The sequence below is a fragment of the Novosphingobium sp. AAP93 genome, assembly GCF_001296055.1.
GTDB lineage: Bacteria > Pseudomonadota > Alphaproteobacteria > Sphingomonadales > Sphingomonadaceae > Novosphingobium.
In genome coordinates this window covers 41,333-67,049 of the sequence record NZ_LJHZ01000036.1, presented here as the reverse complement: position 1 = coordinate 67,049, position 25,717 = coordinate 41,333, and the positions used below count along the sequence as shown (strand labels likewise).

23 protein-coding genes are annotated in these 25,717 nt (G+C 65.5%); 8 read left to right on the top strand and 15 right to left on the bottom strand.

Features of this window, described 5'->3' with window-relative positions:
* Positions 1-63 precede the first annotated feature (63 nt).
* Positions 64-1,320, top strand: a complete 1,257-nt coding sequence (locus IP83_RS07895; RefSeq protein ID WP_054121666.1) for an MFS transporter — start codon at positions 64-66, stop codon at positions 1,318-1,320.
* On the opposite strand, the gene IP83_RS07890 is transcribed toward IP83_RS07895, so the two are convergent.
* The 3 genes from IP83_RS07890 to manD are packed head-to-tail and all read right to left on the bottom strand — an operon-like array spanning position 1,283 to position 4,925.
* On the bottom strand, positions 1,283-2,182 hold the full coding sequence (locus IP83_RS07890; RefSeq protein WP_054121665.1) for a sugar kinase: 900 nt from the start codon (positions 2,180-2,182) through the stop codon (positions 1,283-1,285). The genes IP83_RS07895 and IP83_RS07890 overlap by 38 nt on opposite strands.
* Entirely contained in the window at positions 2,183-3,703 is a 1,521-nt protein-coding gene (locus IP83_RS07885; protein ID WP_054121664.1) for a hypothetical protein, read from the bottom strand.
* Between the two features lie 13 nt (positions 3,704-3,716).
* Positions 3,717-4,925 carry a mannonate dehydratase gene (manD, locus tag IP83_RS07880; protein ID WP_054121663.1) on the bottom strand — a complete coding sequence of 403 codons (1,209 nt, stop codon included), beginning with the start codon at positions 4,923-4,925 and terminating at the stop codon, positions 3,717-3,719.
* Between the two features lie 98 nt (positions 4,926-5,023).
* On the opposite strand from manD, the gene IP83_RS07875 reads away from it, so the two are divergent.
* From IP83_RS07875 to IP83_RS07845, 7 genes are all read left to right on the top strand, one after another.
* Positions 5,024-5,779 (top strand): FadR/GntR family transcriptional regulator, encoded by a 756-nt coding sequence (locus tag IP83_RS07875; RefSeq protein WP_054121662.1) that lies wholly within the window; start codon positions 5,024-5,026, stop codon positions 5,777-5,779.
* Complete coding sequence (gene uxaC, locus IP83_RS07870) at positions 5,776-7,176, top strand: glucuronate isomerase (protein WP_054121661.1); 1,401 nt, start codon at positions 5,776-5,778, stop codon at positions 7,174-7,176. The genes IP83_RS07875 and uxaC overlap by 4 nt, the downstream gene beginning before the upstream one ends.
* A complete protein-coding gene (locus tag IP83_RS07865) occupies positions 7,173-8,570 on the top strand; it encodes a mannitol dehydrogenase family protein (protein ID WP_054121660.1) in 1,398 nt (465 codons plus the stop codon). The genes uxaC and IP83_RS07865 overlap by 4 nt, the downstream gene beginning before the upstream one ends.
* A gap of 152 nt (positions 8,571-8,722) precedes the next feature.
* Positions 8,723-10,156, top strand: a complete 1,434-nt coding sequence (locus tag IP83_RS07860) for an FAD-dependent oxidoreductase (RefSeq protein ID WP_054121659.1) — start codon at positions 8,723-8,725, stop codon at positions 10,154-10,156.
* Positions 10,153-11,826, top strand: a complete 1,674-nt coding sequence (locus IP83_RS07855; protein ID WP_231624960.1) for an FAD-binding protein — start codon at positions 10,153-10,155, stop codon at positions 11,824-11,826. The genes IP83_RS07860 and IP83_RS07855 overlap by 4 nt, the downstream gene beginning before the upstream one ends.
* Positions 11,827-11,855: 29 nt before the next feature.
* Positions 11,856-13,112, top strand: coding sequence for an SRPBCC family protein (locus IP83_RS07850; protein ID WP_054121657.1), 1,257 nt, complete (start codon positions 11,856-11,858; stop codon positions 13,110-13,112).
* Complete coding sequence (locus IP83_RS07845; RefSeq protein ID WP_054121656.1) at positions 13,100-13,684, top strand: TetR family transcriptional regulator C-terminal domain-containing protein; 585 nt, start codon at positions 13,100-13,102, stop codon at positions 13,682-13,684. Before IP83_RS07850 ends, IP83_RS07845 begins: the two co-directional genes overlap by 13 nt.
* 20 nt (positions 13,685-13,704) lie before the next feature.
* Here IP83_RS07845 and IP83_RS07840 read toward each other — a convergent pair whose 3' ends face one another.
* The 12 genes from IP83_RS07840 to IP83_RS07785 form a co-directional block, all read right to left on the bottom strand.
* Entirely contained in the window at positions 13,705-14,580 is an 876-nt protein-coding gene (locus tag IP83_RS07840) for a phytanoyl-CoA dioxygenase family protein (RefSeq protein ID WP_054121655.1), read from the bottom strand.
* 80 nt (positions 14,581-14,660) lie between these two features.
* A complete protein-coding gene (locus IP83_RS20600) occupies positions 14,661-15,122 on the bottom strand; it encodes a nuclear transport factor 2 family protein (protein WP_054121654.1) in 462 nt (153 codons plus the stop codon).
* 200 nt (positions 15,123-15,322) lie between these two features.
* Complete coding sequence (locus IP83_RS07830) at positions 15,323-15,910, bottom strand: TetR/AcrR family transcriptional regulator (protein WP_054121653.1); 588 nt, start codon at positions 15,908-15,910, stop codon at positions 15,323-15,325.
* Between the two features lie 79 nt (positions 15,911-15,989).
* Positions 15,990-16,874 carry a helix-turn-helix transcriptional regulator gene (locus IP83_RS07825; protein ID WP_082364583.1) on the bottom strand — a complete coding sequence of 295 codons (885 nt, stop codon included), beginning with the start codon at positions 16,872-16,874 and terminating at the stop codon, positions 15,990-15,992.
* A gap of 46 nt (positions 16,875-16,920) precedes the next feature.
* Positions 16,921-18,264: an SRPBCC family protein gene (locus IP83_RS07820; protein ID WP_054121652.1), complete on the bottom strand. Its 1,344-nt coding sequence runs from the start codon at positions 18,262-18,264 to the stop codon at positions 16,921-16,923.
* A gap of 14 nt (positions 18,265-18,278) precedes the next feature.
* Entirely contained in the window at positions 18,279-18,719 is a 441-nt protein-coding gene (locus IP83_RS07815; RefSeq protein ID WP_054121651.1) for a nuclear transport factor 2 family protein, read from the bottom strand.
* 28 nt (positions 18,720-18,747) lie between these two features.
* Entirely contained in the window at positions 18,748-19,302 is a 555-nt protein-coding gene (locus IP83_RS07810; RefSeq protein WP_054121650.1) for a VOC family protein, read from the bottom strand.
* 11 nt (positions 19,303-19,313) lie between these two features.
* Complete coding sequence (locus IP83_RS07805; protein WP_054121649.1) at positions 19,314-19,832, bottom strand: nuclear transport factor 2 family protein; 519 nt, start codon at positions 19,830-19,832, stop codon at positions 19,314-19,316.
* Between the two features lie 5 nt (positions 19,833-19,837).
* A complete protein-coding gene (locus IP83_RS07800; protein WP_054121648.1) occupies positions 19,838-21,241 on the bottom strand; it encodes an SRPBCC family protein in 1,404 nt (467 codons plus the stop codon).
* Positions 21,242-21,391: 150 nt separating this feature from the next.
* Entirely contained in the window at positions 21,392-22,129 is a 738-nt protein-coding gene (locus IP83_RS07795; RefSeq protein ID WP_231624959.1) for an SDR family oxidoreductase, read from the bottom strand.
* Positions 22,130-22,163: 34 nt separating this feature from the next.
* Positions 22,164-23,237 carry a nuclear transport factor 2 family protein gene (locus IP83_RS07790; RefSeq protein WP_054121646.1) on the bottom strand — a complete coding sequence of 358 codons (1,074 nt, stop codon included), beginning with the start codon at positions 23,235-23,237 and terminating at the stop codon, positions 22,164-22,166.
* Positions 23,238-23,313: 76 nt separating this feature from the next.
* Positions 23,314-25,653 carry a TonB-dependent receptor gene (locus tag IP83_RS07785; protein ID WP_054121645.1) on the bottom strand — a complete coding sequence of 780 codons (2,340 nt, stop codon included), beginning with the start codon at positions 25,651-25,653 and terminating at the stop codon, positions 23,314-23,316.
* Between the last annotated feature and the right edge of the window lie 64 nt (positions 25,654-25,717).

Below are 25,717 nucleotides of genomic sequence, written 5' to 3'. Positions count from 1 at the left end.
TCCCCCCTGCCGGACCGGAAAGCACATGCGTTCCGGTCCGGATTTTTTGGAGTATGGTGCGCCGTGCAGGTCAGCGACAACGCGCAGCGGAAACGCTTTGGCCTTGCGCCGCGGTGGTGGATCATTGCCCTGATCACGCTTGGCACGATCCTCAATTACCTCGCCCGCTCGACGCTTTCGGTAGCGGCGCCGACCCTCAAGACCGAATTCGGCATGACGACCGAGCAGTACAGCTGGGTCGTACTGGCCTTTCAGGCCAGCTACACGGTGATGCAGACCGTGGCGGGCGCGGTGCTTGATGCACTGGGCACGCGGATCGGGTTCTTCGTCTTTGCGATCGGCTGGGCGCTCAGCAACATGGCGCATGCCTTTGCCACCGGCTGGATGAGCCTCGCAGCGTTCCGCGCCATGCTCGGAGCGACCGAAGCCGCTGCGATCCCAGCAGGAACCAAGACGGTCGCGCAGTGGTTTCCGCCCAAGGAACGTCCGCTCGCCACCAGCCTCTTTCAGATGGGCACCAGCGTGGGCAACATGATCGCGCCTCCGCTCGTCGCGTTCTGCATCCTCGCGTGGAATTGGCAGGCGGCGTTTCTGGTCACCGGCGCGCTTAGTCTCGTCTGGGCGGGCGTATGGTGGCTGGCCTATCGCGACCCGGTTGAAGGCAAACAGGTCGCGCCAGCCGATGGCGGGGCGGCAAAGCCTGCAACCCGCAGTGACGTGCTGCGCAGCCGCTCGTTCTGGGCCATCGCAGTGCCCCGCTTCCTCGCCGAGCCCGCATGGCAGACGTTCAACTTCTTCATTCCGCTCTATCTCGTCGCGGTGTGGAAGCTGGATCTCAAGTCCATCGCGCTGTGGGCCTGGCTGCCCTTCCTTGCGGCCGATTTCGGGAGCCTTGCGGCGGGCCTGCTGCCGCCCTGGCTGATGGCGAGCGGCCGCTCGATGCTCGCTTCGCGCAAGATCACGATGACGCTGGGTTCGCTATGCATGGTGGGGCCGGCCTGCATCGGCCTCGCGACGTCGCCCGAAGTTGCGATCGCCCTGTTCTGCGTCGGCGGGTTTGCGCATCAACTGCTTAACGGCGCGCTGATCACCTTGTGCGCGGACGTGTTCGACAGCCGCACCGTCGGCACGGCGAGCGGCATGGCGGGAACGTCGGCGTGGGTCGGGGGGATGCTGTTCACATTGCTGATCGGGCAGAGCGCCGATGTGCTGGGCTACAATCCGCTGTTCGTCGCGCTGGCGGGGCTCGATCTGGTGGCCGCAGCAGTGCTGTGGGGCCTGCTCAGGAATCCCGCGCCGGGATTGCGCCGCGCCGCATGATCGTCCAGCCAGCAAGGGCATGGCCAGCGGGTGCGGCGGTTTCCGGAAGTTGTCCCCGCAGGCGCGCTTCAAGATAACCGGCGTTGAACGCATCGCCCGCGCCGCTCGTGTCCACCGGAGCAAGCTTGCGCAGGGGGGGAATGATCCGTCCATCCGGCAGACGGCAGCCAGCCGGACCGAGCTTTACGATAGTCTCGCTGCAACCGAGCGCCTGCCAATGTGCGGCGACCTCGTCGGCCGAGCTCGCACCCGACAGCATGAACTCGTCCTCGAGGGTCGGCAGCCCGATGTTGGCGACCGCAATCGCCGCATCGCGCGCGGCGCGCGCGATCTGCGGATTGCTCCACAGGCGGGGACGATAGTTGCCGTCGAAGGCGACGAACCCGCCATGCCGGCGGACCATGCGGGCGAGCGCCAGCAAGGATTCGCGTCCTTCGGGGGGCAGGATGGCGAGCGAGATCAGCGAGAACACCAGAAGATCGGCATATTCGGCCGCACTGATGGCCGCGGCGATCCCGTCACATGCAAACAGGCCCCGCGCTGCGCTTTCGCCGCGCCAATAGGTGAAGCTGCGCTCTCCGGTCTCGTCGCAGGTGATCGCGTAGAGGCCCGGGTTGCGGGCAGGATCCGAGAGAATCAGGCTGGTATCCAGCCCCTCGGCCGCCCACTGCGCCTTGAGATCGGCGCTGAAGGGATCGGTGCCGAGTGCGGTCAGGTAGGCTGTGTCGATCCCGCTGCGGGCGAGATGGATCGCGGTGTTGAGCGTATCTCCGCCATAGCCGAGCTGCCAGCCGGAGCCGTCCTGAGACAGCTCCAACATGGCTTCGCCGACGAGAACGGCCCGCGGACGATTTCCCGTCATTTACCGGCAGGCCGGATTGGCCGCACCGGGGACGGCATAGAACGCGATGGCGTGGCCGGGCAGGGTCACTTTCGCGGCGGTCGCGAGCCCTTCCAGTCCGGTGAATGTCAGATCCGGTGCCAGCGCGGGCGCCTTCCCATTGATCAGGACGCTGCGCGTGTCGACCGGCTGGCCGGTCATGACCCACGCCACTGCCTTGCCACCCAGATTGAAGGCCTGCGCCGCTTCGCCGGTGTTGAGCGCCATGACCGCAACGCCGCCGGGCTTGCCGACAAGGCACTGCGCATAGAGCCTGAGAGCCGGGGAGGGGGAGCGCGGCGAGGCGAGCACGGTGGTGCCCATCGTGCGCTTCCACAGGAGCGCTGCCCAGTAGTTGGGACGCGGGGTCATGGTGTCGCGGTCGATCAGCGCGTAGTCGCTGGCGGCCAGCGTGTTGTGTAGGATCACCTGCAGGCCCTTCTGGGCGAGCGCAGCGTTCTGGTTCAGATAGCGGAAAGTATCGAGGAACGTCGAGGCCCAGGGGCTGCCGCCGCAGGCAGCCTGCGCGGTTTCGGTGTTCCACATCGGCTTGCCGGGTTCGTACTTGTCGCGCAGCGCGGCGTAGTAATCGAAGTCGCGCACGGTCAGGTCCAGCCAGCGCGCGGTGAGCGCATCTTCTTTCGCCGCCGTGCCGATGCCAAGGCCTTTGCAGCGCTGCGAAACGGTGCCGTAGAAGTGGTAGGAGACCGCATCGAGGCTGCCCGGATTGGCCTTCATCATGTCGTCGGTGCTGACATGTGAACCCATGTCGCCCGGAACCGGAACGTTCTTGAGCAGACCGGCTTCACCGACACCGCCGACGCCGAGTATGGTCATTTCGGGTGCCGCCTTGCGTGCCCAATCGCGGAAAATGCGGAACTCCGCGCCATAGTTCGCCGCGGAGTAGCCCTTGGGCATCTGCGGTGCGGCGCTCGGCATGTTCGCTTCGTTGAAGAATTCTGCCGCCTTGATCGTGCCGCCTGCCTCCCGCGTGAGATCGACGAGGCGCTGGGCCTGCACCGGCGTCCACACGCCATCCGCGCCGCGCGTACCGTTGCTCACGGCAAAGCTGGTGACGATGGGGGCATCGACGGCTTTGGAGAAGGCGACCACATTGCGCCACTGGTCGCGGGTCAGCACCTGCACGAAGCCAGTGGGCGGCGCGCTGAGGTGCTCGCCTTCGGCTTCGAGATAGGTGTTGTTCGACCAGGTGCCGCTTACGCGCAGCAGGCTGGGCCCGAGCGCCTTGGCCAGCGCGATCAGGCGTGCATCGGTGAGGTCGATCGGCGGGCGCTGGCGATAGCGTTCATCTGCCGGACCGCCATAGGGCGCCCAGAAGCGACCGCCGGTCACCTCGACCATCTCGATGTTATACCCCTGATACCGCGCGTCCACCGTCGCCACGCGGGCAAGGCGGCCAAGGGCGAGGGGAGCGGAAGAGGGTGCCGGGCTGGCGGCGGTGAGGGCAACCAGCGCGGTTGCGGCAAGCAGTGTCTTTTTCATGGGTCCTGTCCTCTCACCAGTTCCACATCGTGCCGTCTTCAAGCCGTGCGACCGGCAGATAGGCGGGCTTGTAGGGGTACTTTGCGGCCAGCTTCTCGTCGATGTCGACGCCGTGGCCCGGCGTGTCGCCCACGAAGAGTTCGCCCTTCTCGAAGTGGTAGTCGTGCGGGAAAACCGCGTCGGTTTCCTCGGTGTGGCGCATGTATTCCTGGATGCCGAAGTTGGGCACCCAGGTATCGAAGTGGAGCGCGCAGCCCATCGTGACGGGTGAAAGGTCGGTTGCGCCGTGGCAGCCGGTGCGCACACCATAGAGGCTGGCGAGATCGGCGATACGGCGCAGATGGGTGAGGCCGCCCGCGCCCACGACCGTGGCGCGGATATAGTCGATCAGCTGGTTCTGGATGAGATCCTTGGCATCCCAGATCGTGTTGAAGATCTCGCCGACCGCCAGCGGGGTGACGGTATGGTGGCGCACCAGCTTGAAGGCTTCCTGGTTTTCCGCCGGGGTGCAGTCCTCCAGCCAGAACAGCTGGTAGGGCTCCAGCATCTTGCCGAGATTGGCCGCTTCCTGCGGGGTGTAGCGGTGGTGCCCGTCGTGCAGCAGGTGGTGATCGAAGCCGTAGGTCTTGCGCAGTTCCTCGAACATCTTCGGAACGTAGTTGAGCGCCTTGCGCGTATCCCAGCCAGTGACCGAGGGGAGGGCGGCATCGGCCGGCTCATAATAGAGCTTGCCGCGGCCCACCCCGTAGGCATCCTTGATCCCGGGCACGCCGGTCTGCGCGCGGATCGCCTTGTAGCCCATGTCGATGTAGTGGCCGACGGCTTCGACCGTCTCGGCAATGTCGCTGCCATTGGCATGGCCATAGACCATCACGCCATCGCGGCTGCGCCCGCCGAGCAGATCATAGAGCGGCATTCCGGCCATCTTGGCCTTGATGTCCCATAGCGCCATGTCGACCGCCGCAATCGCGCGCATCGTCACCGGACCGCGCCGCCAGTAGGCCCCGCGATAGAGATACTGCCAGATATCCTCGATCCGGCGCGGGTCCATGCCGATCAGGCAGGGGATCACGTGATCTTCCAGATAGGCCACGACCGCCTTCTCGCGCCCGTTGAGCGTGCCATCGCCGATGCCATAGACGCCCTGGTCGGTTTCGATCTTGAGCGTGACGAAGTTGCGACCCGGGCAGGTCACGATGACGCGGGCTGAGTGAATCTTCATGCGAATCCCCGTGCATTGGGTAGTGGAGCGTGTACAATGCGACTTGACCAAAGTTGCCATACCTGTCAAGAAAATTGGTAATACCAAAAGGAGCTGACATGAGCGAGATCGAAAAAGGCCCGGATCGCCTCTACCAGGACCTTGCCCGCAGCCTGACCGAAGAGCTGGCAAGCGGCGCCTATCCCGTCGGCGCGCGCCTGCCTGCCGAGCGCGAACTCGCGGTGAAGCATGGAGTCAGCCGCCCCACCGTACGCGAGGCGATCATTGCGCTCGAAGTGCAGGGCCTGATCGAGGTGCGCGTCGGTTCGGGCGCCTATGTCCGCCGCCTGCCCGGCAGCGAGGACCTGCCCGGTTTCAACGTCAGTGCGTTCGAGCTGACCGAAGCGCGGCTCCTGTTCGAAGGCGAAGCCGCCGCGCTCGCCGCCACGCAGATCACCGAGGAAGAACTGGCCGAGATCGCGCAGCTGGTCGAGGCGATCGCGCAGGAGAACAACGACCCGCGCGGCAGCGAGAAGGCAGACCGCGCCTTCCATCTCGCCATTGCCAAGGCCACGCGCAACGGCGCGATCCACGATGCCATCGAGCGTCTGTGGGACCTGCGCGCGTCCTCGCCAGAGGCAGCCCTGCTGCATGAAAAGGCGCGCACGGCCAATATAAAGCCGGTCGTCGATGAACACTCGGCGATCCTGCAGGCCCTGCGTTCGCGCGATCCCGTCGCCGCGCGGCAGGCCATGCGCGGCCATCTCAGCCAGGTGATCGACAGCCTGCTCTTCGCCACCGAAGAGCGCCAGATCGAGGAAGCGCGCCGCGCCGCGCAGGCCAAGCGCGACCGCTATGCAAGGGCAACCGCGTGATCCGTAATCTCGAACTTCATCCTGACAGGCTTTTCCCGGCAGACCCGACGGTCCGCGCGCTGGCCCGCGAGCTTTATGGATCGGTCCGCGATCTCCCGATCATCAGCCCGCACGGCCATACCGATCCCGCCTGGTTCGCGAAGAACGAGAGCTTCGGCAATGCCACCGAATTCCTGCTCGTGCCCGACCATTACGTCTTCCGGATGCTCTACTCGCAAGGGGTTGCGCTGAAGGACCTCGGCGTCGGCAACCCGGACGTCGACCCCCGTGCGGCATGGCGGCTACTGGCCGAGCGCTATCATCTGTTTCGCGGCACGCCTTCGCGAATTTGGCTCGACTTCGTGTTTGCCGATACCTTCGCCCTCAAGGTCCAGCTCTCTGCCGAGACGTCGGACCTCTATTTCGACAGCATCACCGAACAGCTGGCCAGCGAGGCCATGCGCCCGCGCGCGCTGTTCGAACGCTATAACATCGAAGTGCTGGCGACGACTGAAAGCCCGCTCGACAGCCTCGAGCAGCACGCCGCCATCTGCGCCAGCGGCTGGCAGGGCCGTGTCATCACCGCCTATCGCCCCGATCCCGTGATCGATCCCGAATACGAGGGCTTCCGCGCCAATATCGACCATTTGTCCGAGCTGACCGGGGAGGATTGCACGACATGGGGCGGCTACCTCGCCGCGCACCGCAAGCGCCGCGCGTTCTTCGCCGCGATGGGCGCGACCAGCACCGATCATGGCCACCCCACCGCGCTCACGGCCAATCTGGGCCGCGGCGAGGCCGAGCGGCTGTTCCAGACGGTGATTTCGGGAGCCTTCACCGAATACGACGCCGAACTGTTCCGCGCCCAGATGCTGACCGAAATGGCCGCGATGAGCATCGATGACGGGCTCGTCATGCAGATCCACCCCGGCGCGCTGCGCAATCACAACGAGGGTCTGTTCAACGCAATGGGCCGAGACATGGGCGCGGACATGCCGACGCGCACCGACTACGTCCACGCGCTCAAGCCCCTGCTCGATTGCTTCGGCAACAATCCCGCGCTCTCGATAATCCTCTTCACGCTCGATGAAAGCGCATATGCCCGCGAACTCGCGCCACTGGCAGGGCATTATCCCTGCCTCAAGCTCGGCCCGGCTTGGTGGTTCCATGACAGCCCGGAAGGGATGCGCCGCTTCCGCCGGATGACGACCGAGACCGCCGGCTTCTACAACACCGTCGGCTTCAACGACGACACGCGCGCGTTCCTCTCGATTCCGGCCCGGCACGACGTTGCTCGGCGGATCGACTGCGGGTTCCTCGCCGAACTCGTTGCCGAACACCGCATCGCAGATTGGGAAGCGGCCGAACTCGCCGCCGATCTCACTTACAATCTCGCCAAGCAGGCCTATCGCCTGTGAGTGATCCCGCACGCCTTTCGCCCGATGTGCTTACACGTCTGCCGGAAACCATCGCGCGTCCGGACTATGACCGCGACGCGCAGGCTGTGGGTATCGTCCACTTCGGGATCGGCGCGTTCCACCGCGCGCACCAGGCCTGGTACACCGACGCCGCAATGCGTCAGGGCGAGCGGGACTGGATGATCCTCGGCGTTTCGCTGAGGTCAGCCGATGTCGCGCAGCAGATGAACCCGCAGGCCGGGCTTTACGGCGTGATCGAACGCAGCGCCAAAGGTGCCAGCGTGCGCATCGTCGGTGCGGTGCGCGGCGTGCTGGTAGCAAAGGACGAGCCTGAAGCCGTGACCGCCGCGCTGGCCGCACCGACCACGAGGATTGTCAGCCTGACCATTACGGAGAAGGGCTATTGCCGCACGGCGACCGGCGATCTCGACCACGCGGCGGCAGACGAAAGCAGCGTGTTTCGCTTTCTCGCGGAGGGTTTGCGGCGGCGCTGCGACGCGGGCCTGTTCGGCCTCACACTGCTCTCGTGCGACAATCTGGCTGAAAACGGGCACCAGCTCGAACGGTTGATGCGCCAGTATCTGTCTCGCCATGATCCCGCATTGCTCGCATGGTTTGCGGATGCCTGCACCTGCCCTTCGACCATGGTGGACCGCATCGTGCCTGCGACCACGCCGGATGACCGCAGCATGGCTGCCAGCATGCTTGGCGGCTTGCGCGACGAAGCCGCCGTTTTCACCGAACCGTTCAGCCAGTGGATCATCGAGGACCGATTTGCCGGGCCGCACCCGGCTTGGGAGGAGGCTGGCGCACGCTTCGTTGGCAATGTTGCGCCCTTCGAAATGGCCAAGCTGCGCATGCTGAACGCCGCGCATTCGCTGCTTGCCTACTGCGGTCTTGCGCGGGGCCATGTCTATGTTCATCAGGCGGTCGCCGATCCGGAGCTGCTTGGCCTCGTGCGCACTCTGCTTATGAGCGAAGCTGCACCTACCATCGCCGCAGAGCCGGGACAGGACCTCGCAGCTTATGCAGAAGATCTGCTGGCGCGTTTCACCAATCCCGCGCTCGAACACCGCCTCGCCCAGATTGCCATGGATGGCAGTCAGAAGCTCCCGCAGCGCTGGCTGGCGACGCTGGCCGAGAACGCCGCACATGGCCGGGAGTGCCCCGCGATCCTGACCGGGCTGGGCGCATGGATCCGGCATCTGCAAGGGCACAATGGACCGGTTTCCGATCCCCTGGCCGCCAGGCTCGGTGAGGCAGCCATTGCCAAGGATCCGGTCGCGGCCTTGTTCGGGCGCGAAGGGCTTCTCGCCAGTGGATGGGTGCCGACCCAGACCGACACCGATTTGGTGCTGCGCAGTCTTCAAAAGACTTCCCTACCGGCGGTCTGACGCCGCAGCAGCTTGATGAATGACAGCCGTTCCGGCCGTCTGCCCAGCCCGGCGGTCACAGCGGACGAGCAGACTCTTGAGCATTTTACTAGTTCTTCCCTCCTCCGGTTTATGCAACATATGTTGTATAAACCGGAGGAGTGGAGCAGGACATGGGCAATCGCGATCGCACGGTCGATGTGGTGGTTGTGGGGCAAGGCATCGCCGGAGCCTGCGCCGCGCTGGAAGCGCACCGGGCCGGTGCCGAGGTCCTCATGCTGGAGCGGGCGGGCGGCGGCGGCGGGGCCAGTGCGCTGTCTGAGGGCATCTTCTATCTCGGCGGGGGCACCCCGGTGCAGCAGGCTTGCGGGTATGACGACACCGCACAGAACCTCTACGATTTCCTGCGCGCCAGTACTTCGCACCCTGACGACGAGGTGGTGCGCACCTTTGCCGAAGGGGCTCGCGAGCATTTCGACTGGCTGGAGCAACAGGGCGTCCCCTTCACCCGCACCGCCTATCCCGGGAAGGCTGTCTCGGTGAGAACGGCCGACTGCCTGCTCACCACCGGCAACGAGAAGGTCTGGCCATACAAGAATGCAGCGCAGCCCGTGCCGCGTGGGCACCAGGCGCGCAGCGACGAGGTCAATGGCGGCCTTTCGGCCATGCGGGCGTTGTTGGCGACCTGCGAGGCCGAGGGTGTCGAAACGATCTGCAACGCCGCGGTGACCGGCCTCGACATCGATGAAACCGGCCGCGTGGTGGGCGTGACGGCGACCATCGATGGCACTCAGCAGCGGATTGGTGCGCGCCATGGGGTGGTGATTGCCACGGGCAGTTTCACCAACAATGCCGCGCTCGTGCAGAAGTGGCTCCCGCTGCTGAGCGAAACGTCCTCGCCGCTCGGCGTGCCGTCGAACGACGGGGCCGGTCTGGGGCTGGCGCAGCCGGCCGGCGCAGCCCTCGCCGCGATGGACGGGGTTATCGCGACTGCGTCGATCTACCCGCCCGAGAACCTGATCAAGGGTATCGTGGTCAACGCGAACGGCGAGCGCTTCGTGGCGGAAGACAGCTATCACGGCCGGCTCGCCGGCTTCATCATGGAGCAGCCGGGCCAGAAGGCCTACCTCATCGTCGACAGCGAGATCTTTGCCTACCCTGAGACTGAAGGCGCGAGGCACGTGCTGATCGACGGCTACGAGACGGTCGCCGAGATGGAAAGTGGACTCGGCCTCCCCAAGGGCGCGCTCGAGGCCACGCTCGACGAATACAATCGTGACGCGGCTGAGGGTGAGGATACCCGCTTCCACAAGCAGCCGCCCTGGCTCAAGCCGCTCGATCAGGCGCCTTTTGCCGCTTTCGACATCTCGTTCGACCGCTCGATCTACCACTACATCACGCTCGGCGGGATCGAGACAGATGCGCGGGCGCGGGTGCTCGATCCTTCGGGCAAGCCGATTGCAGGCCTCTACGCAGCTGGTGCCTGTACCGCGCACATCCCCCGCAATGGCAAGGAATATGCAAGCGGTCTCAGTCTGGGGCCGGGTTCGTTCTTTGGCCGCGTCGCGGGGCGCGAGGCGGCGGCGGGCAAAGGCGCGGCTCTGTGAACGCCGTCATGGAGCAGGTCCCGGCGGACCACTATGACTTTATCGTCGTGGGCAGCGGCGCTGCGGGGCTGGTCGGTGCGATTTCCGCCCGCCTTGCCGGACTGCGCCCACTGATCATCGAGAAGTCCGACCGCTGGGGCGGGACGACCGCGCTGTCTGGCGGGGTGCTGTGGATCCCCGCCAACGACGCCATGGCGGCGGAACGTGTCGACGATCCGTTGGAGCGGGCGCGCACCTATCTGGCCGGCCTGCTCGGTCCCGATGCGAACCAACGCGAGCGCGCCAAGGCCGAGGCGTTTCTCGAGCATGCGCCTGCGATGGCGCGGATGCTGGCGGGACAAGGCCTGCAATGGGTCAGGAACCGCGATCACCCCGATTACTATCCCGAAGTGGACGGCGCGGGCTACGGGCGCACGCTGGAAGCGGCACCGATCGATGGGCATCGGCTCGGCGACCGCCTCGCCACCTTGCGCGCCGTGGAGCTCGATGTCCCGGCACTGACCAGCGATCAGTTCGGCCCGGCGGTCCTCACCAAGACCGGCATCCGCCCCGCGATGGTGGGGGCGAGCATCATGCTGCGCCATTACCGCGACAAGCTGATCGGACGCAAACCGCTGGGTTCCGGGCGCGGGCTGATCGCCTCGCTGATGCTGATCGTCGACCGGCTCGGCATTCCGGTCCGGTTGTCCACCGCGCTGGTCGAGCTGACCACGCAGCACGGCGCCGTCTCGGGGGTCGTGGTGGAACAGAATGGCGCGCGTGAGGCACTGCCCGCACCGGCAGGTGTGCTGCTCGCGGCGGGCGGTTTCGCGCAGAACCCGGCGTTGCGACGCGAATTGCAGGGCTTCGCGGCGACCTGGACCAATGCTGCGCCCGGCGATCAGGGCGACGCCTTTACCGCGGCGCGCGGGATCGGCGCCGATACCGAGCTGCTCGACGATTGCTGGTGGATGCCGACACTGGAACTGGGGCCGGGGCGCCATGCGCTCGCGCTCGGCCTGCGCGCCTTGCCCGGCAGCATCGTCGTCGACCACCACGGCAAGCGCTACATGAACGAGGCCCGGTCCTACATGGCGACGGGCCGGATCATGCGCGAGCATGGCGCGGCAGAGCATCGCCACTGGCTGATCATGGACGAGCGTTTCCTTTCGCGGCACATCTTCCCGGATATCTCACCGCGCGGTGCGCGCGCGGCGATGATGGCGAACGGCACGCTCAAACGAGGCGAAACCATCGCCGAACTGGCGGCGGCGTGCGGCCTCGATCCCGCCACACTTTCCGCCACGGTGGAGCGTTTCAACGGGTTTGCCCGTAAGGGCGTGGATGCCGATTTCCAACGGGGTGCGACGGCATACGACTGCTATTGGGCCGATCCCGCGCACCGACCCAACCCCAGCCTTGGCCTGATCGAGCGCCCGCCGTTCTGGGCCGCTGTGCTGCGTCCGGGCGATCTCGGCACCAATGGCGGGGTCAAGACCGATGCGGCGGGCAGAGTGCTCGACAGCGCGGAGCGGCCGATCGAGGGGCTCTATGCAGCCGGCAACGGCAGCGGCTCGCCCTTCCGCCGGAGCTATCCCGGGGCGGGGGCGACCATCGGCGCTGCTGCGACCTATGGCTATATCGCCGCGCGCCACGCCGCCCGGCGCCGGGTCAATATCCCGACGGACTGAACAGGCGTTCTCGCAAAAGGAGCGGTACGATGCAGTTGACCGACACGGCACGGGATATCACCGGGGGCGACCGCGTCGGCGCGGCGGCGCGGGCCACGCTTGAACGGCACGCCGAAGCGCTGCTGCGGCACACGGCGGAAGGCAGCTTCCCGCTCGCCCCTGAAGTGATGACACTCGGCGCGGCGCAATACACCAGCCCCGAGCGCTTCGCTGCCGAGAAGCGGCGCATCTTCCAGCGTGTGCCGCTGGTGCTCGCCGCCTCCTGCGAGATCCCCGAGGCGGGCGACTACAAGACGCTGGAAGTCGCGGGCATTCCGTTGCTTCTGGTGCGCGACCGCCACGGCAAGGCCCATGCGCTGCTCAATGCCTGCACCCATCGCGGCGCGGCGGTCGCGAGCGGATGCGGCACGGCGGCGCGCTTCACCTGTCCCTATCACGGCTGGTCCTTCGCGCAGGACGGCGCGCTGCTCGGCATTGCCAGCGCCGACGATTTCGGCCGCATCGACAAGGCCACGCTGGCCATGAAGCGCTTTCCTCTCGCCGAGCGCGCCGGGCTGATCTGGGCGATCCTCGATCCGGAAAGCCCCCACGATCCGGCGGCGATGCTCTTCGGGATCGACGATCTGATCGCCGACTTCGGCTTTGCCGACTGGACGCTGGTCGAACGCCGCATCCTGCCCGGCCAGAACTGGAAGCTCGCCTTCGACGCGCACCTCGAGTTCTACCACGTGCCGGTGCTGCACCGCGAGACCTTCGGGCCGGACCGCTCGAACCGCGCCTTCTATTTTGCGCAAGGGCCGCACCAGCGCGTGATCGCGCCGCAAGGCCGTCCCGGCGCTTCTGTGCCCGACAATCTCTATGCTCTCGGCCGTCTGCCCGCGGGCGATGAACCGCTCGATCCGCTGCTGATGGGCGAGTGGATCCTCTTCCCCGGCACCTCGATCAACACCTTCTACGTGGCGGGCATCCGCTGCGTGCTGCTGTCGATCGTCGCGCCGGGCGCCGAAGTCGGCACGTCGACCACCACGCAGACTTTTCTTGCGGAACGCGCCCCCGATGAGGCCGCGCGGACCGCGATGCGCGAACTGGCGGCTTTTCTCGCCCATGTCGTGGGTGACGAGGACCTGCCGACCTCTACCTTCCAGCAGAAGGTGATGGGGACGGGTCTCCTCGGCGAAGTGCGCTTCGGTCGCAACGAACACGGCTTGCAGCACTTCCACACCTGGCTAGACCGGGTCATCGCGGTCGAAGATGCCGCATTGATGGACCTGTTATGCCCGCCGTGATCGACCATGATGCCCGCCGCACCGCCCTCGCCGAAATCGCTGCCGACCTTGTCGCGACCGGGGGCGCGGAAGCAGCGACCGTGCGCGCGGTGGCGGCGGCGGCCGGGTTCAGCACCAAGGCCGTGACGCATTACTTCCCCGACAAGCGCGCCCTGATGCTGCTGACCTATCGCCACGCCGCCCTGACGTCGCAGGCGCGCACCGATGCCTCCCAGCCTGAGGATCGCGGCGACCTTGCCGCGCTCTTCCACGCCCTGCTGCCGACTGACCGCAAGGTTGAGCGCGACTGGCGGGTGTGGTTCTCGTTCTGGGGCCTTGCCATCGCCGATCCCGAATTCGCCGCCGAACAGCGCGAGCGCATGCGCGGTTTCGTGCTGCAGATCGAGGCCGTCATTGCCGCCGACCCGGCCTTCGCGCATCGCACCGCTGCCGATCGTCCGGCCATCGCGGGCGCGCTCTTTGCGGCACTCGTCGGGATCGTCACCCAGGCGATCTTCGACCCCGACAGCTGGCCGCCCTCTCGCCAGACCGAAGCCGTCGACGCGGCAATTGCACTGCAACGCAGCCCATAGGGCCTGCCGGGTCACACCGGTCAGGCGAGCTGCGTGAGCCCGAACAGGGATGCTGCGGTTCCCAGCGGCAGTTTCTTGATCCGCGCCACCAGTGCTTCCTCGTCATCGCCGATGTTGTTCGCCGTCGGGGAATCCGCCTTGGGGGCGGGGCGGGCAACGCGGACAACATCGTCGCCGATCATGCGCAGCGACAGGCTGCGCCGGGTCGACCCGGCGGGCGTGGCGCCACCGCCATGCAGGCAGCTGGGGTGAAAGATCAGCACATCGCCGCGTTTCATCGCGCACGTCACGATATCCCAGCGCGCCCGGTCGGCTTCGACATCGGGCAGGCGGGGCATGGCGGCCTCGTCATAGACCGGAAGCGTATCGTCGTTCGGGTCGAAGAACGAGCCGTTGTAGAGCGTCTCGCGGTGCGAACCGCGCACCACTTCGAGCGCGAAATCTTCCGGGATGTCCTGCAGCGGTATCCAGAACACCACGAATTTGCTGCCGTCGATCGGATGATAGGGCGTATCCTGATGCCAGGGCGTGCGGCGCACCGGCTTGTCTGCCTCGGCCTGCTTGAAGAATAGCTGATCGTGGAAGTACCAGACGCCGCCGCTGCCGAACACATCGCGCGCGATCGTTGTGACCGGCGTATTGCCGAACATCGCCTGAAAGGCCGGCTTGTTGCTGGAGTCTTCCACGGACTGGATGAATGTGCCGCCGCTTTCGGCGTAAAGGTGCTGCGCAAGCGGGCTCGGGTTGTCGAAATTCCCCTGCCATGCCGCCTCGATCAAGGCCATGTCCTTGTCCGAGAACGCGTTCTCGACGATCAGGACCCCGTCGCGAAAGAACCGCTCTGCAAATCCGGACCTTTCGCCGAGGTTCGTCCGGACTTCCGCAACATCCGCCATGTGAATTCTCCAGTCTCGCAGGATTGTCCGGACAAGTGCGGCAGCCACGAGGCACCCGCCGCACGTGTCCGTTGTCCTGATCAGTGCTTCTTGTGAACTTGCGTGACCGATTCCGGCATCGGCAGCTGCGGCGCTTCGTAGAACCGGCTGATCTGCCAGCCCGCGTCCGATTTGCGCAGATCAAGGTCGTAGTAGACGTAGACCTGGATTTCGATCCCGGCCTTCGAGCGGCCCATTCCGGTCACGTAGGCAAAGATCCGCGCCTCATCGCCATCCAGCTCCGCCACGCGGAAGTTGGTGAGGATATGCATATGATGCGACATGTCCGCGAAGACCTGCGCATAGAAGCCGCGGATCTGCTCATGTCCTTCGAAGCGCGGCAGGTCGAGGCCGGTCAGATCCAGCACGGCGTCGGGTGTGAAGTTGGACATCATGAAGTCCAGGTCATCAAGCTTGTCGATGGCGACGCAGTACTTGACCACCGCCTCTTCCAGCGCGTTCTTCTCGAGCAGGTATCCTATGCCGTCAGTCATCTCGCTCATCCCAATCGCACGGTGAAATCCGCAGGTTCTGTGCATGCAGATCGGCGGCGACGCGCAGGCCGGGAGCCTTCCCGCGTCCGGCGTACCCTGCCATGGGTGGCGATCATGCAGGCTTGTTATACAACAACCGTACATAAAAAGCGCAGGCCGGCTACCTCGCCTTTTGATCAGGTCGGTCCGATCAGACGCCGCAGATGCCCTCAGCTGAGGGCAAAAGTGCTTTGCAGAAGGCTGCGCAGCAGCGCCTTTTGCCGCTCGGGCGGCCATTCGGCCCGATGCTGGGAGACAAGGCTGGCGATCCCGTTCACGAAGATCTGGATTTGTGTTGCGGCGGACGCGCTGTCGATGGCATTGGCGAGCTGCCCTGCCGCCTGCGCCTGTTCGATCAGCCGCACGAACAGGCTGTGGGCATTGCTCGTGCCTTCGCGCCACTCGCGCGTCACATCGGGTTCGGCCGGGGTCATGCCCCAGAACGCGAACCAGGTGTGCCAGTCCCGCCAGCGCTCCTCGGTGAGCGGGAGCAACTGCTCCAGTGTCTCGACAAGGGGACGCTTGTCGATGATGGCCGCCTCGATCAGCGCTTCGACCTTGAGGCGGGCCTGCTGGTGGGTGAACACCAGCATGTCCAGCTTGCTGCTGAAATAGTGCGAGACGACCGTGGTGCTGTATCCCACCCGGGACGCTATCTCGCGGATGGTGACGGCCTGAACGCCCCGTTCGTAGACCAGATCATCGACCACGCGGGCAATGAGGATCCGCCGCTCGTCGTGGTCGACTACCCGCGGCATCGAATATCACGCAAGAGAGCAGGCGGGCACATGCCGCTGGAATAGACTGCCTCTGCGCGGTCCGGCAATCCCGGCAACTCTAAAGAGAGATATACCCGAGCTGGGCAGCCTTGAACACGCACTGGCTCCGGTTGACCGCGTCGAGCTTGGTCGAGGCGTTGTAGATATGGAACCGCACTGTCGCCCGGCTCCTGTTCATGATCATGCCGATCTCGATATCCGTCTTGCCGATGGCGGCCCAGCGCAGGCATTCGACTTCGCGCTTCGACAGGCGGGTCCCGGGGGGCAAGGCCTGGACCGAGCCCATCACGTGGACATAGCTGCTGATGAATGTCCGGGCATAGAGACCGAGCGCATCGCCATGCTCGACGAAAGTATCCTGCAGGTCGGTCCGCGCGGGATCGAGCGAGTTGAAACTGACAGCGCCGATCTGGCCAAAGGGGAGGTGGACCGGCACGACGATCGCGGCCGGGGTCATCGCGCGCGCCTCGAAATTGGCAAGATCGATCGCGGCGAGATAGTGATTGGGCTGGCGGGTGCGGAAACCCCCGGCATTGACCCAGAACGGCTCGCTTTCATAGCGGCAGGCTGCCGTCAGCGGCGAGTCCAGCGCGATACGGCAATTGCGCCACCATGCATCGCGCTGCGTCCAGCCGAACACGTCGCGGGCCAGGATATTGCCGTCCGCGTCGATCGGCGTGCGCTTGTCCGCGATGTTGTGGGCAGGCGCGGCGCGCAGGTCCAGCGCCAGGGCAAGCGCGTTGAGGGCTTCCGCGGCGCGCCGCACATCCTGCGCGCAACCGATGCGGACGCTGTCGAGCGGGATGGCCGGGACCTTGCCGCGGCGCGCGTCCAGCCCGGTCGGCTCGCCCTGCCGGGCCGAGCCTCGCGCAAGCGGATCGCCGCCGCGCGGCGCGCTGGCCGAACGGGCGGGCAGGGTGGTGGTGCCCTTCAGCGAGATCATGTCATCCTCCTCCTTCGTCACGCCCGTTTGCCGGGTCGGATCCCTGTCAGCGCCGGCCTTCGAGGTAGTCGTTGAGCACTTCATGGAAGCGGTGGACGCGGGTTTCCTGCCCTGCGAGATAGGCCTTGTCGAAGCCCAGCGAATGCAGGCCCTGCTGCTGGCTGACCGCCACTTCGAGGTCCTGGATCAGGAAATCGCCCTGCTTGATCTCGGCCTGATAGGCCGCGAACTCGCCGGTCTGGTGCTCGGCATCGGCCCAGGGCCGCATGCCGTATAGCGTCGGGATCTTCTGACCCTTCACCTCAGGCGAGAGATACCAGTAGTCGAAGGTCGACCAGTTGGGGTCTTCCAAATCGGGCTCGGTGCGGAACACGTGGAGGCCTTCCGGCGTTCCCGTCAGCGTCAGGTTCGGGAAGCAGGTGTGGTGGAACTGGTCGGTAAGCTCCGCATCGCTCAGCTTGTCGAAGTGCGCGTAGCCCCGCGCCGGCCCCAGCTTGCGCCGCGCCTGCTGGAGCGCAATGCGGCCCTCCTGCGCGCGGCCTTCGAACGCAGCGGGATCAAGGCCCCATTCCTTCAGCACGTCGGCCCACAGCGGCTTGACCGCTTGCGCATCGGGATAGCGGCTGGAAGGCTGCAGCTTCTCGATCATGCGGTTGTGCCCGCTGGGGTACATCTCGAACACGGTGGTCGAGTAGTGATCGTCGATCATGCCTTCGAACTGCGGGTGCACCGCCGGGATGTGGTAGGCCTCGTTGAAGTTGTCCGAGGCGAACTTCCAGTTGGTGTTGACGCGCAAGGTGCGCCACACGACCCGCTTCCACTCGGCCAGATCGCGGTTAGCCAGCAGCGTCGGGATCGGATGCAGGTATTCGAGCAGCGGCACTGCATTGGGATCGAAGCTGTAGAAGATGAAGCCGCCCCAGGTCTCGCAGGGCACTTCCTTCAGCCGCAGCTTGCCGCAGGGCGACCCTTCGGCAAAGTCCTCCTCGTCCTGCACCCAGTCGAGCGCGCCGTCGATGGCCCACTTCCAGCCGTGGTAAGGGCAGGTGAAGTGCGCATTCACGCCGCCTTCCGCGGTGCCGACGAGCCGGTTGCCACGGTGGCGGCAGACATTGTGGAAAGCGCGGATCGAGCCGTCGTTCTGGCGGACCATGATCACCGACTGGCGCAGGAAGTTGTGCGTGATGAAGTCGCCGGCTTCCTCCAGCTGCGAAACGCGCCCGCCAAGGTGCCAGACGCGGGTCCACATCTTCTCCCACTCGGCCTGGGCAAACGCCTTCGAAGTATAGCGCTCGCCGGTGATCGCATCGCCGCGTGCGCGCGGAAATTCCGCATCCGGGCTGGTCGGATAGTTCGCGGCAGGATCGGGAATGGTGATGTAGTCGGCCATCGGGGCTCTCCGGCTTACTGGGCGTTTTCGAGCGTGCCGCTGAGCGGCATGAGGAAATCCATCGTGTAGCGCTTCGCCTTCCAGCCGCCTGCCGTGCGCACAACGTCAAAGTAATAGCGCCCGTTGACGGTCACCCCGCGCCCGTCCTTGCCCACGCCCATGCCGATCACGTAGGCGCGGATCGAGGCGGTATCCCCGGCATAGGCGGTGATCGCGAAGTTCGTCAGGTAGTGGGCGTGGTGCGCCATGTTGGCGAAGACATTGGTGAAGAAGGCGCGGATACCCTCGTGCCCGTTCATCGGGGCAAGGCCAATGCCGGAAAGGTCGAACACCGCATCTTCCACGAAAACGTCCAGCACGCCTTCGATATTGCCGATGTGATCGACGGCGTTGGCATAGGCGACCAGCACATCCTGAATGGCGAGGCGGTCTTCGACGGGGCAGGTCACGGACATGGGCGTTCTTTCCGGTGTGAGAGCGGTGTCAGGCGGGGAAGAGGGGGCGGATCGGATCGGTCACGCCGTCCCAGTCCCGCGCGCCCTCGGCGATGCGGGTGAAGGCGGCGGTCTGGTTCTCGTCCTGCTCGACGATCTCCATCATGCAGCCGAGCGCCGGGGACGTGTCGATGTAGCAGAAGCGCATCTCGCCGAACTGGCCCTCGACCGCGACCGCGAAGCCCTGATCCTTGTAGCGCTGGCACACCGCGTCGTAGTCGTCGGTGTAGATGCAGAAGTGGTGGAAACCTTCCTGGCCCTTGGGCACGGTGTCGCGGTAGGCGCTGGGGTTGTCGCAGTGCTGCTGGATCAGCTCGACCTGCACGCCGCCCGACTGGGCAATCGCCACGCTGAAATCGAGCCCGTCGACCAGCGCGCCGCGATAGCGGGCCTCATTGAGCTGGATGTGCGGAACAAGGAAGAACGGGCCGATCCCGGTCGCCGCAACCCATGCGAGGGCGGCCTTCTCGACATCCTCGACGATGAAGGCGGCCTGCATCAGGTGGGGGCCAACCTGGCCGGGCGTGACGGACATGGGGAGCATCGGCGGGATCCTCAAACGGGCCAGTTGCGGGTCTGGCTGAAATCGGCGCCGCCGCGGGCGCCCAGCGGGAGGGCGTTGTCCTTGAGGAACTGGTCGGCCGCCGGCGTGCTCTTGGCCCAGTCGATCAGTTCGCGGCGGCGGGTGATGCGCCAGTCGCCATCCCGGCAGGAATATTCGTCGATGTAGCGGCCTGCCACGAGGAGGTCGGTTGGGACGCCCTCCTCCTGCAGGCGGTGCCAGGCGAAGAAGTAGACTTCGCCCGAGGCCACTTCGCCGTTCACCGAAAGCTGGACCTGCCCGATGATGTGCTGGCTGCCCTCGATATCGCCGAGGAAGCCTTGCGCGAAGGCGACGAATTCGTCCGGTCCGCCGATCATCAGCCCGCAGTCGACCCAGGCGTCATCGTGGAACGCGCTGCGGTGAAGCACTGGATCGAGCCGGTCCTGCCCGCGCATGTAGCGGCACAGGCAATCGTTGATGTCGCGCCGCGCAGCGAGGTCGCGCACTTCCGCTTCGAGATCGAACGCCATGGCCGTCACTCCGCCGCAAGGTACTTGTCGATCACCATCTGGAAGTGGCGGATGCGCACTTCCTGATAGTTGCCGAGCTGCTGCACGCCGGTCGCACTGGCGCGGAAACCCTGCTGCTGGGCGCGCAGGTTGTCGGTGTCCTGATCGTAGACGTGGCCCATCGCCGCATCGAAGCCGGGCGCCGAGGCGTAGCTCTCGCGTTCGGCCACGTGATAGGGCTCAGGCGGTTCGGGCGCGCGGCCATCGGCCGGGTTGGGGCGCAGGAACAGGATCTCGAACAGCGTGCGTTCAGGATCGCTGCCGATCGGGCGGAAGCGATAGGCCATGGGCAGCGACAGGCCGGGGAACAGCACCATGTTGGGGAACACATGGTACTCGATGGTGTCGATCATCTCGCTGTCGGAAACGGCGGAGAGATCAGCGCCATATTGCGCGCCGAACACGCCGCGCAGGTGCCTTGCCATCACGGTGCGTGCGGTCTCGCCGGGCGGGACTGTCAGGGTATCGCCGCGTGAGTCTCTATCGCCGAGAATCATCGTGGCGAGCAGTTCCTCCTCGCTGAGCGGATGGGCGAGGTGCGGGGAGTTGACCCCGCTTGCCGCATAGAAGCGCGTCACGTGGTCCGAATGGCAATCATACTGCACGTTGGCGTCGCCCACGCCCTTGAGCAGCTGCGGGTGCGTCTCGAGCACGTGGTAGGATTCGAGGAAGGCTTCCTGCGCCGTCTTCCAGTTGCAGGGCAGTTCCTTGGCGACATGGACCGCGACGTGGCGGTTCGCGATGTCCCAGTCCTTGAAATGCTCGGGCAGGGGGGCGAGGAATTCCTCGAGGCTCGGCCCTTCCGGCGACGGATTGATGAACACGAACCCGCCCCAGTGGCCCACGCGCACTTCGGGAAGGCGCGTCTTTTCAGGGTCGATGTGCGCGAAATCCCACGCGCACGGCACCGCCTTCAGCGCGCCGTCGTTGCTCCAGGTCCAGCCGTGGTAGGGGCAGCGCAGGTCGTTGCCCGAACCGATACCCTCGCCGCGCTTGAACTTGGTCGAGCGGTGGAGGCACGAATTGACGAAGCCCTTCACGCTGCCGTCTTGCTGCCGGACGACGACGTAGGAGAGATGCGCGACTTCGTAGGTGTAGAAGTCGCCCGGCTCGGGGATGTGATCCTCGCGGCAGACCCATTGCCAGGTGCGTTTCCAGATCTTCTCGATCTCGGCCTTGAAGATGTCGGCGTCGAAGTAGCGGTCGACGGCGATGGGGGCAGTGCCGAGATCGACCGGCTGTTCGAACGTGAGGACCGGCGGCGGCGGGATCAGGTCTGCGGCAACGATCTGCTGCACGCTGGGCGCATCGGGACAGCGCGGCGCGCCGGAGGCGTCCGGCAGGCCGTGCTCGCGGATCATCTCGAGCATTGGTGAAGTCTCCCGCTGGGCCGTCTTTTTAAAAACCGGCAATTCTGCCTGTTTTATGTTCCATCGCCTGAGTCGCCTCAACCTAGTGGAAGTGATAGGGGCAGGCCGGTGTCAGCTCCCGGTGTCAGCTCCCGGTGTCAGCTCCCGGTGTCAGCTCATGGTCTCGCCGTTGTCTATCGTGATCGTCGTGCCGGTGATGTGACGGCCATCGTCGCAGGCGAGATAGAGAACCATATTGGCGATGTCGATTGGCTGGCCCATGCCATGATTATGGGCCTGATCGAGCCCGGCATGATCCTCGGGCAGTTCCGCCAGGGCCTGCGCGGTCATCGGCGTGACGATCCCGCCGGGGGCGATGGCATTCACGCGGATGCGCGACTTCTGTTCCTGGCAATGCACCGCGATCGAACGGGTCATGCCGATGATCCCGGCCTTGGCGGCGGTATAGCCGGGGATCGCGCTGATCCCCTTGAGCCCGGCGACCGAGGCCATGTTGATGATCGAACCCTTGCCATCGCGGCTCATCACCGGGATCGCCGCGCGGCAACCGAGGAACGTGCCGCCAAGCATGACGTCGATCTGCAGGCGGAATTCCTCGTAGGACATCGTCTCGACATCGGCGAAGCGGACGAGGCCGGCGTTGTTGACCAGCGTATCGAGCCGGCCGAACCGCGAGACGGTCTCCGCCACGATTTCGGTCCAGCGCGCCTGGTCCCGGACATCCTGCCGCAGGAAGATGGCGCCCGGGATCTCGGCCGCCACGGCCTCACCCAGCTCTGCATTCATGTCAGTTATAACCACTTTGGCACCTTCACGTGCCAGCACGCGTGCGTCTTCCGCGCCGAGGCCCGAAGCACCGCCCGTGATCAGCGCGACGCGCCCTGCCATCTTTCCCCTGGCTATCTCGCCCATGTCGATCCTTTCAAGAGTGGTTGCCGTCCAGCGATGCCCAGTGGGCGTAGACGGGGTCGGCCTTGCCGAAGCATCCCCAGTTTTCGAGCGCGGCATAGAAGCCGCCGCGCTCGAGCGTTGTGGGATGCGATGTGTTCCAGTCGCAGACAAACGTGCGGCTGCGGATCAGCCACTTGCAGCCGCGCTTCACATAGCGGTCGACGTACCTGCCACCGGTGGTCACGTCGCGCCCGTCCATGACCATGTGGGCAATAGCATAGTGCTCGCCGAGTGCCTCATTGCCGTGCACTTCGATCCATTCGTTGGCGACCGAGTGGAAGCACATGGTGAGCGCCCCCTCGACGAAGTCGCAGATGTTGCGCGCGAATTCGGCTCCGCTGGCATTGACGGCGCCGCTGACGACGACCGAATCCTCGCTAAAGATCGACGCGAGCAATGCGCGGTCCGCACGGTCGACGCCGCGCGCATAGGCCATGCACAGATCGTGGAGTTCGGCGCGTGCAAGAGCATCGGCGAGCGCCGCGTCGGTCGGTTCGGTCATGGCAGGGGCTCCCTTGGACGAGGCGGCGATTTCGGCAGCGTGATAGGCCAGCAGCGCGCGGCCCGGGTCGGCCGCCTGCTTGCCGCCCTGCGGGACGTAGTGCGCCAGATCGAGGCTTCCATCGCCGCGCATCGCGGTATTCGGCCGATTGGTATTGCCCTCGATCACATAGCGGCGGTGGGTGAGGCGCCATCCGCCATCGCGCAGCGCCAGCGTGTCTAGATAGCGGCCCAGCACCATCCGCTGGATCCCGGCATCCTCGACATGGGCGATCACATAGGATTCGGCGATGGCGGCATCGCCGGAAGCCCTGATCCAGCTGTTGGAGGTGCGGTGGGTGCTCGGGGGCGCGGCCTTCTGTGCCTCGCCGAGGATGGCGACAAGGGCCTCGGCGGGGCCCGCGAAGGAGCCGTAATCGACCGTGGCATCCGGATGATAGGCTGTGCCGAGCAGGGCAGCATCGCCCCGATCCACGCCGCGGCTGTGGCGCGCCAAAGCGTTCAGGATGCCGTGACGCGCGGCAAGATCATGCGGGGAGAGCATGACTGTTCCCTCGGAAAAGGGCCCCGGCTGGCCTGCGGCTTCGCGGCCGGCCAACCGGAGCAGGGAGGAGGGCTTGCTAGAACTTGTAGCCGGCGCTTACACCGAACTGGCGCGGCGGCGCGTAGCCGACGATTCCCGTGTAACCGGGGGAATCGTAGACCGTGGAGATGTAGCGCTTGTCGAGGAGGTTCTTGCCCCACAGCCCGATCGAGTAGCGCTCGTCCGGTCCATAGAAGGTGAGCAGCGCGTCGAGGTAGTACGTCGGCTGCACCGTCGAGCGCGGCGTATCGGTGATGGCGGTGTAGAACTTCTTCGCGGTGTAGAGCCAGCTCACATCGGCCACGATCCGTGATCCGCCGGAAAGCTTGTAGGTGTAGTTGGCGCCAAGGGTCGAAGCCCAGCGCGGCGCGTTCTGCAGATCATAGCCCTTGAGCTGCGTATAGGTCGCGCTCACCGGATCGAAATAGAGGAAATCCTTGTACTTTGCGTCAAGGAAGGCAAGCGAGCCGCGCAAGGTCAGCCCCTCCACCGGAACGGCCTGGGCTTCGAGTTCAAAGCCGCGAATGCGCGATGCGGCGGCATTGAGGATGCGGTTGCCCTGCACCTTGGTCTGCGGATCGTAATAGATCTGGGCAACCTGCATGTCGCGATAGCTGGTGGTGAAGGCGGCCAGGTTGATGCGCAGGTGACGGTCGAGGAAGTCCGCCTTGAGCCCCACTTCGAACGTATCGACCTTCTCGGGATTGTAGGGTGTGTCGCCGTCCGAGGGTACCCCGATGCGGCCGGTGAAGCCGCCGGATTTGAAGCCGCGCGCCCAGTTGGCATAGATCAGCTGGTTGCGGCCAAGCTCGTAGTCGAGCCCCACCTTCCAGCCGACGTTGTTCCAGCTCTTCCGGCCGCCCACGTCGATGTCATGCGGGTTGCTCCGCAGGTCCCGGCCTTTCTGGACCACGACGCCGCCGACCGCGATTTCGGGGATGACGGCAAAGTCGTCCGAGGTCAGCGCAGGTGCATTGACGCCATAATCGAGCGTGGAGCGCGCGTTGATCCGGTCATGCGTATAGCGCAGGCCCGCCGAGAACTTCAGCCCTTCCGCCAGCTTCGTGTAGGTTTGCAGGAAGGCCGAGAAGGATTCGGTCGTCTGCGCCTGGGTGTTGAACTGGACGAGCCCCGGCAGCGCGAAATCCAGATGGTACATCTGGTAGTGGTTGTAGTTGGTCTTGAGGTAGAACATGCCCGCAACAGCGTTGAAGCTGTCCCCCACGTTGAAGGCGCTGCGCAGTTCCTGGCTGAATTGCCAGCCATTCGTGCGGCGCCGGGTGGCGTTGTTGGTCTTCGCGGTGCCGTCCTGATCGGTGTACTCGAACAAGGTGAAGTTCTTGTAGCCGGTTATCGCGGTGAGGTTCCCCAGCGGGGTGTTGTCATACTGGATCGTGGCGATGCCGAAGCGCGTCGTCATGTCGGACTTGTCCGGCACTTCGTTGTTGCCGGAGAAGTACTTGTCGGGGGCGACGCAGGGCTGCCCGGCCACTGCGCAGGGGCTCCGGTACATCGGCAGCACGGCGCCGTTCCAGAAAGTTCCCTCGGGCACATAGTTCGCCTCGCCCGGCAACCCGCCATTGACGACGACAGGCGCGCCGTTGCGGGCGGCGACATATTCGCCCTGCAGCGTTATCCTGAGATCCGGATTGGGCGTGAACAGCAGCTGACCGCGCACCGCATTGACGTTCTTGCGGCCCATGTCCTCGCCGTTCCAGACGTTCGTCACCCAGCCCTTGCGCTCGGTGTGGATGCCCGAGACCTTGAGGCTGAGCTTGTCCTTGACCAGCGGCGCCTCGATCGAGCCGTTCACGTCGAAGCGGTGCCAGTTGCCGTAGGTCGCGCGGATGTTGCCGCCGAACTCGCCGGTGGGCTGGTTGGTGACGACGTTGACGACGCCGCCGGTGGTGTTCGCGCCGAACAGCGTGCCCTGCGGTCCGCGCAGGATCTCGACGCGGCCGGTGTCATAGGTATCGAGCAGCGCGCCCATCGAGAAGAATTGCGGCACGCCGTCGACCACGATCGAGACGGTATTGCCGGCATAGGGGTCGGGCTCGATCACGCCGATGCCGCGGATCGTGAAGACCGCGTTGTTCGGGGTGTTGGCGAAGTTGTCGATCTGGACGTTGGGCACGGTGCCCTGCAGCGCCTGCAGCGTGGTCACGTTGTAGGCTGCCAGAGTCTCCCCGCCGACGGCCGCGATGGAGATCGGCACGGACTGGATCTTTTCAGCCTTCTTCTGCGCGGTCACGACGATCTCGGCGATGCCGCTGTCGCCTTCGCCACCGGCTGCCGCTTCCTGCGCCAGTGCGGGCGCGCTGCCCAGCGCCAGCAGCGACAGGCCGGCGAGCAGGCGCGCGGTTGATTGTGCTTTCATGGATCCTTCTCCCCTCACGCCAGTGTGCCTGGCTGCTCACATGACAGGCTGGAAACCGGTCGCT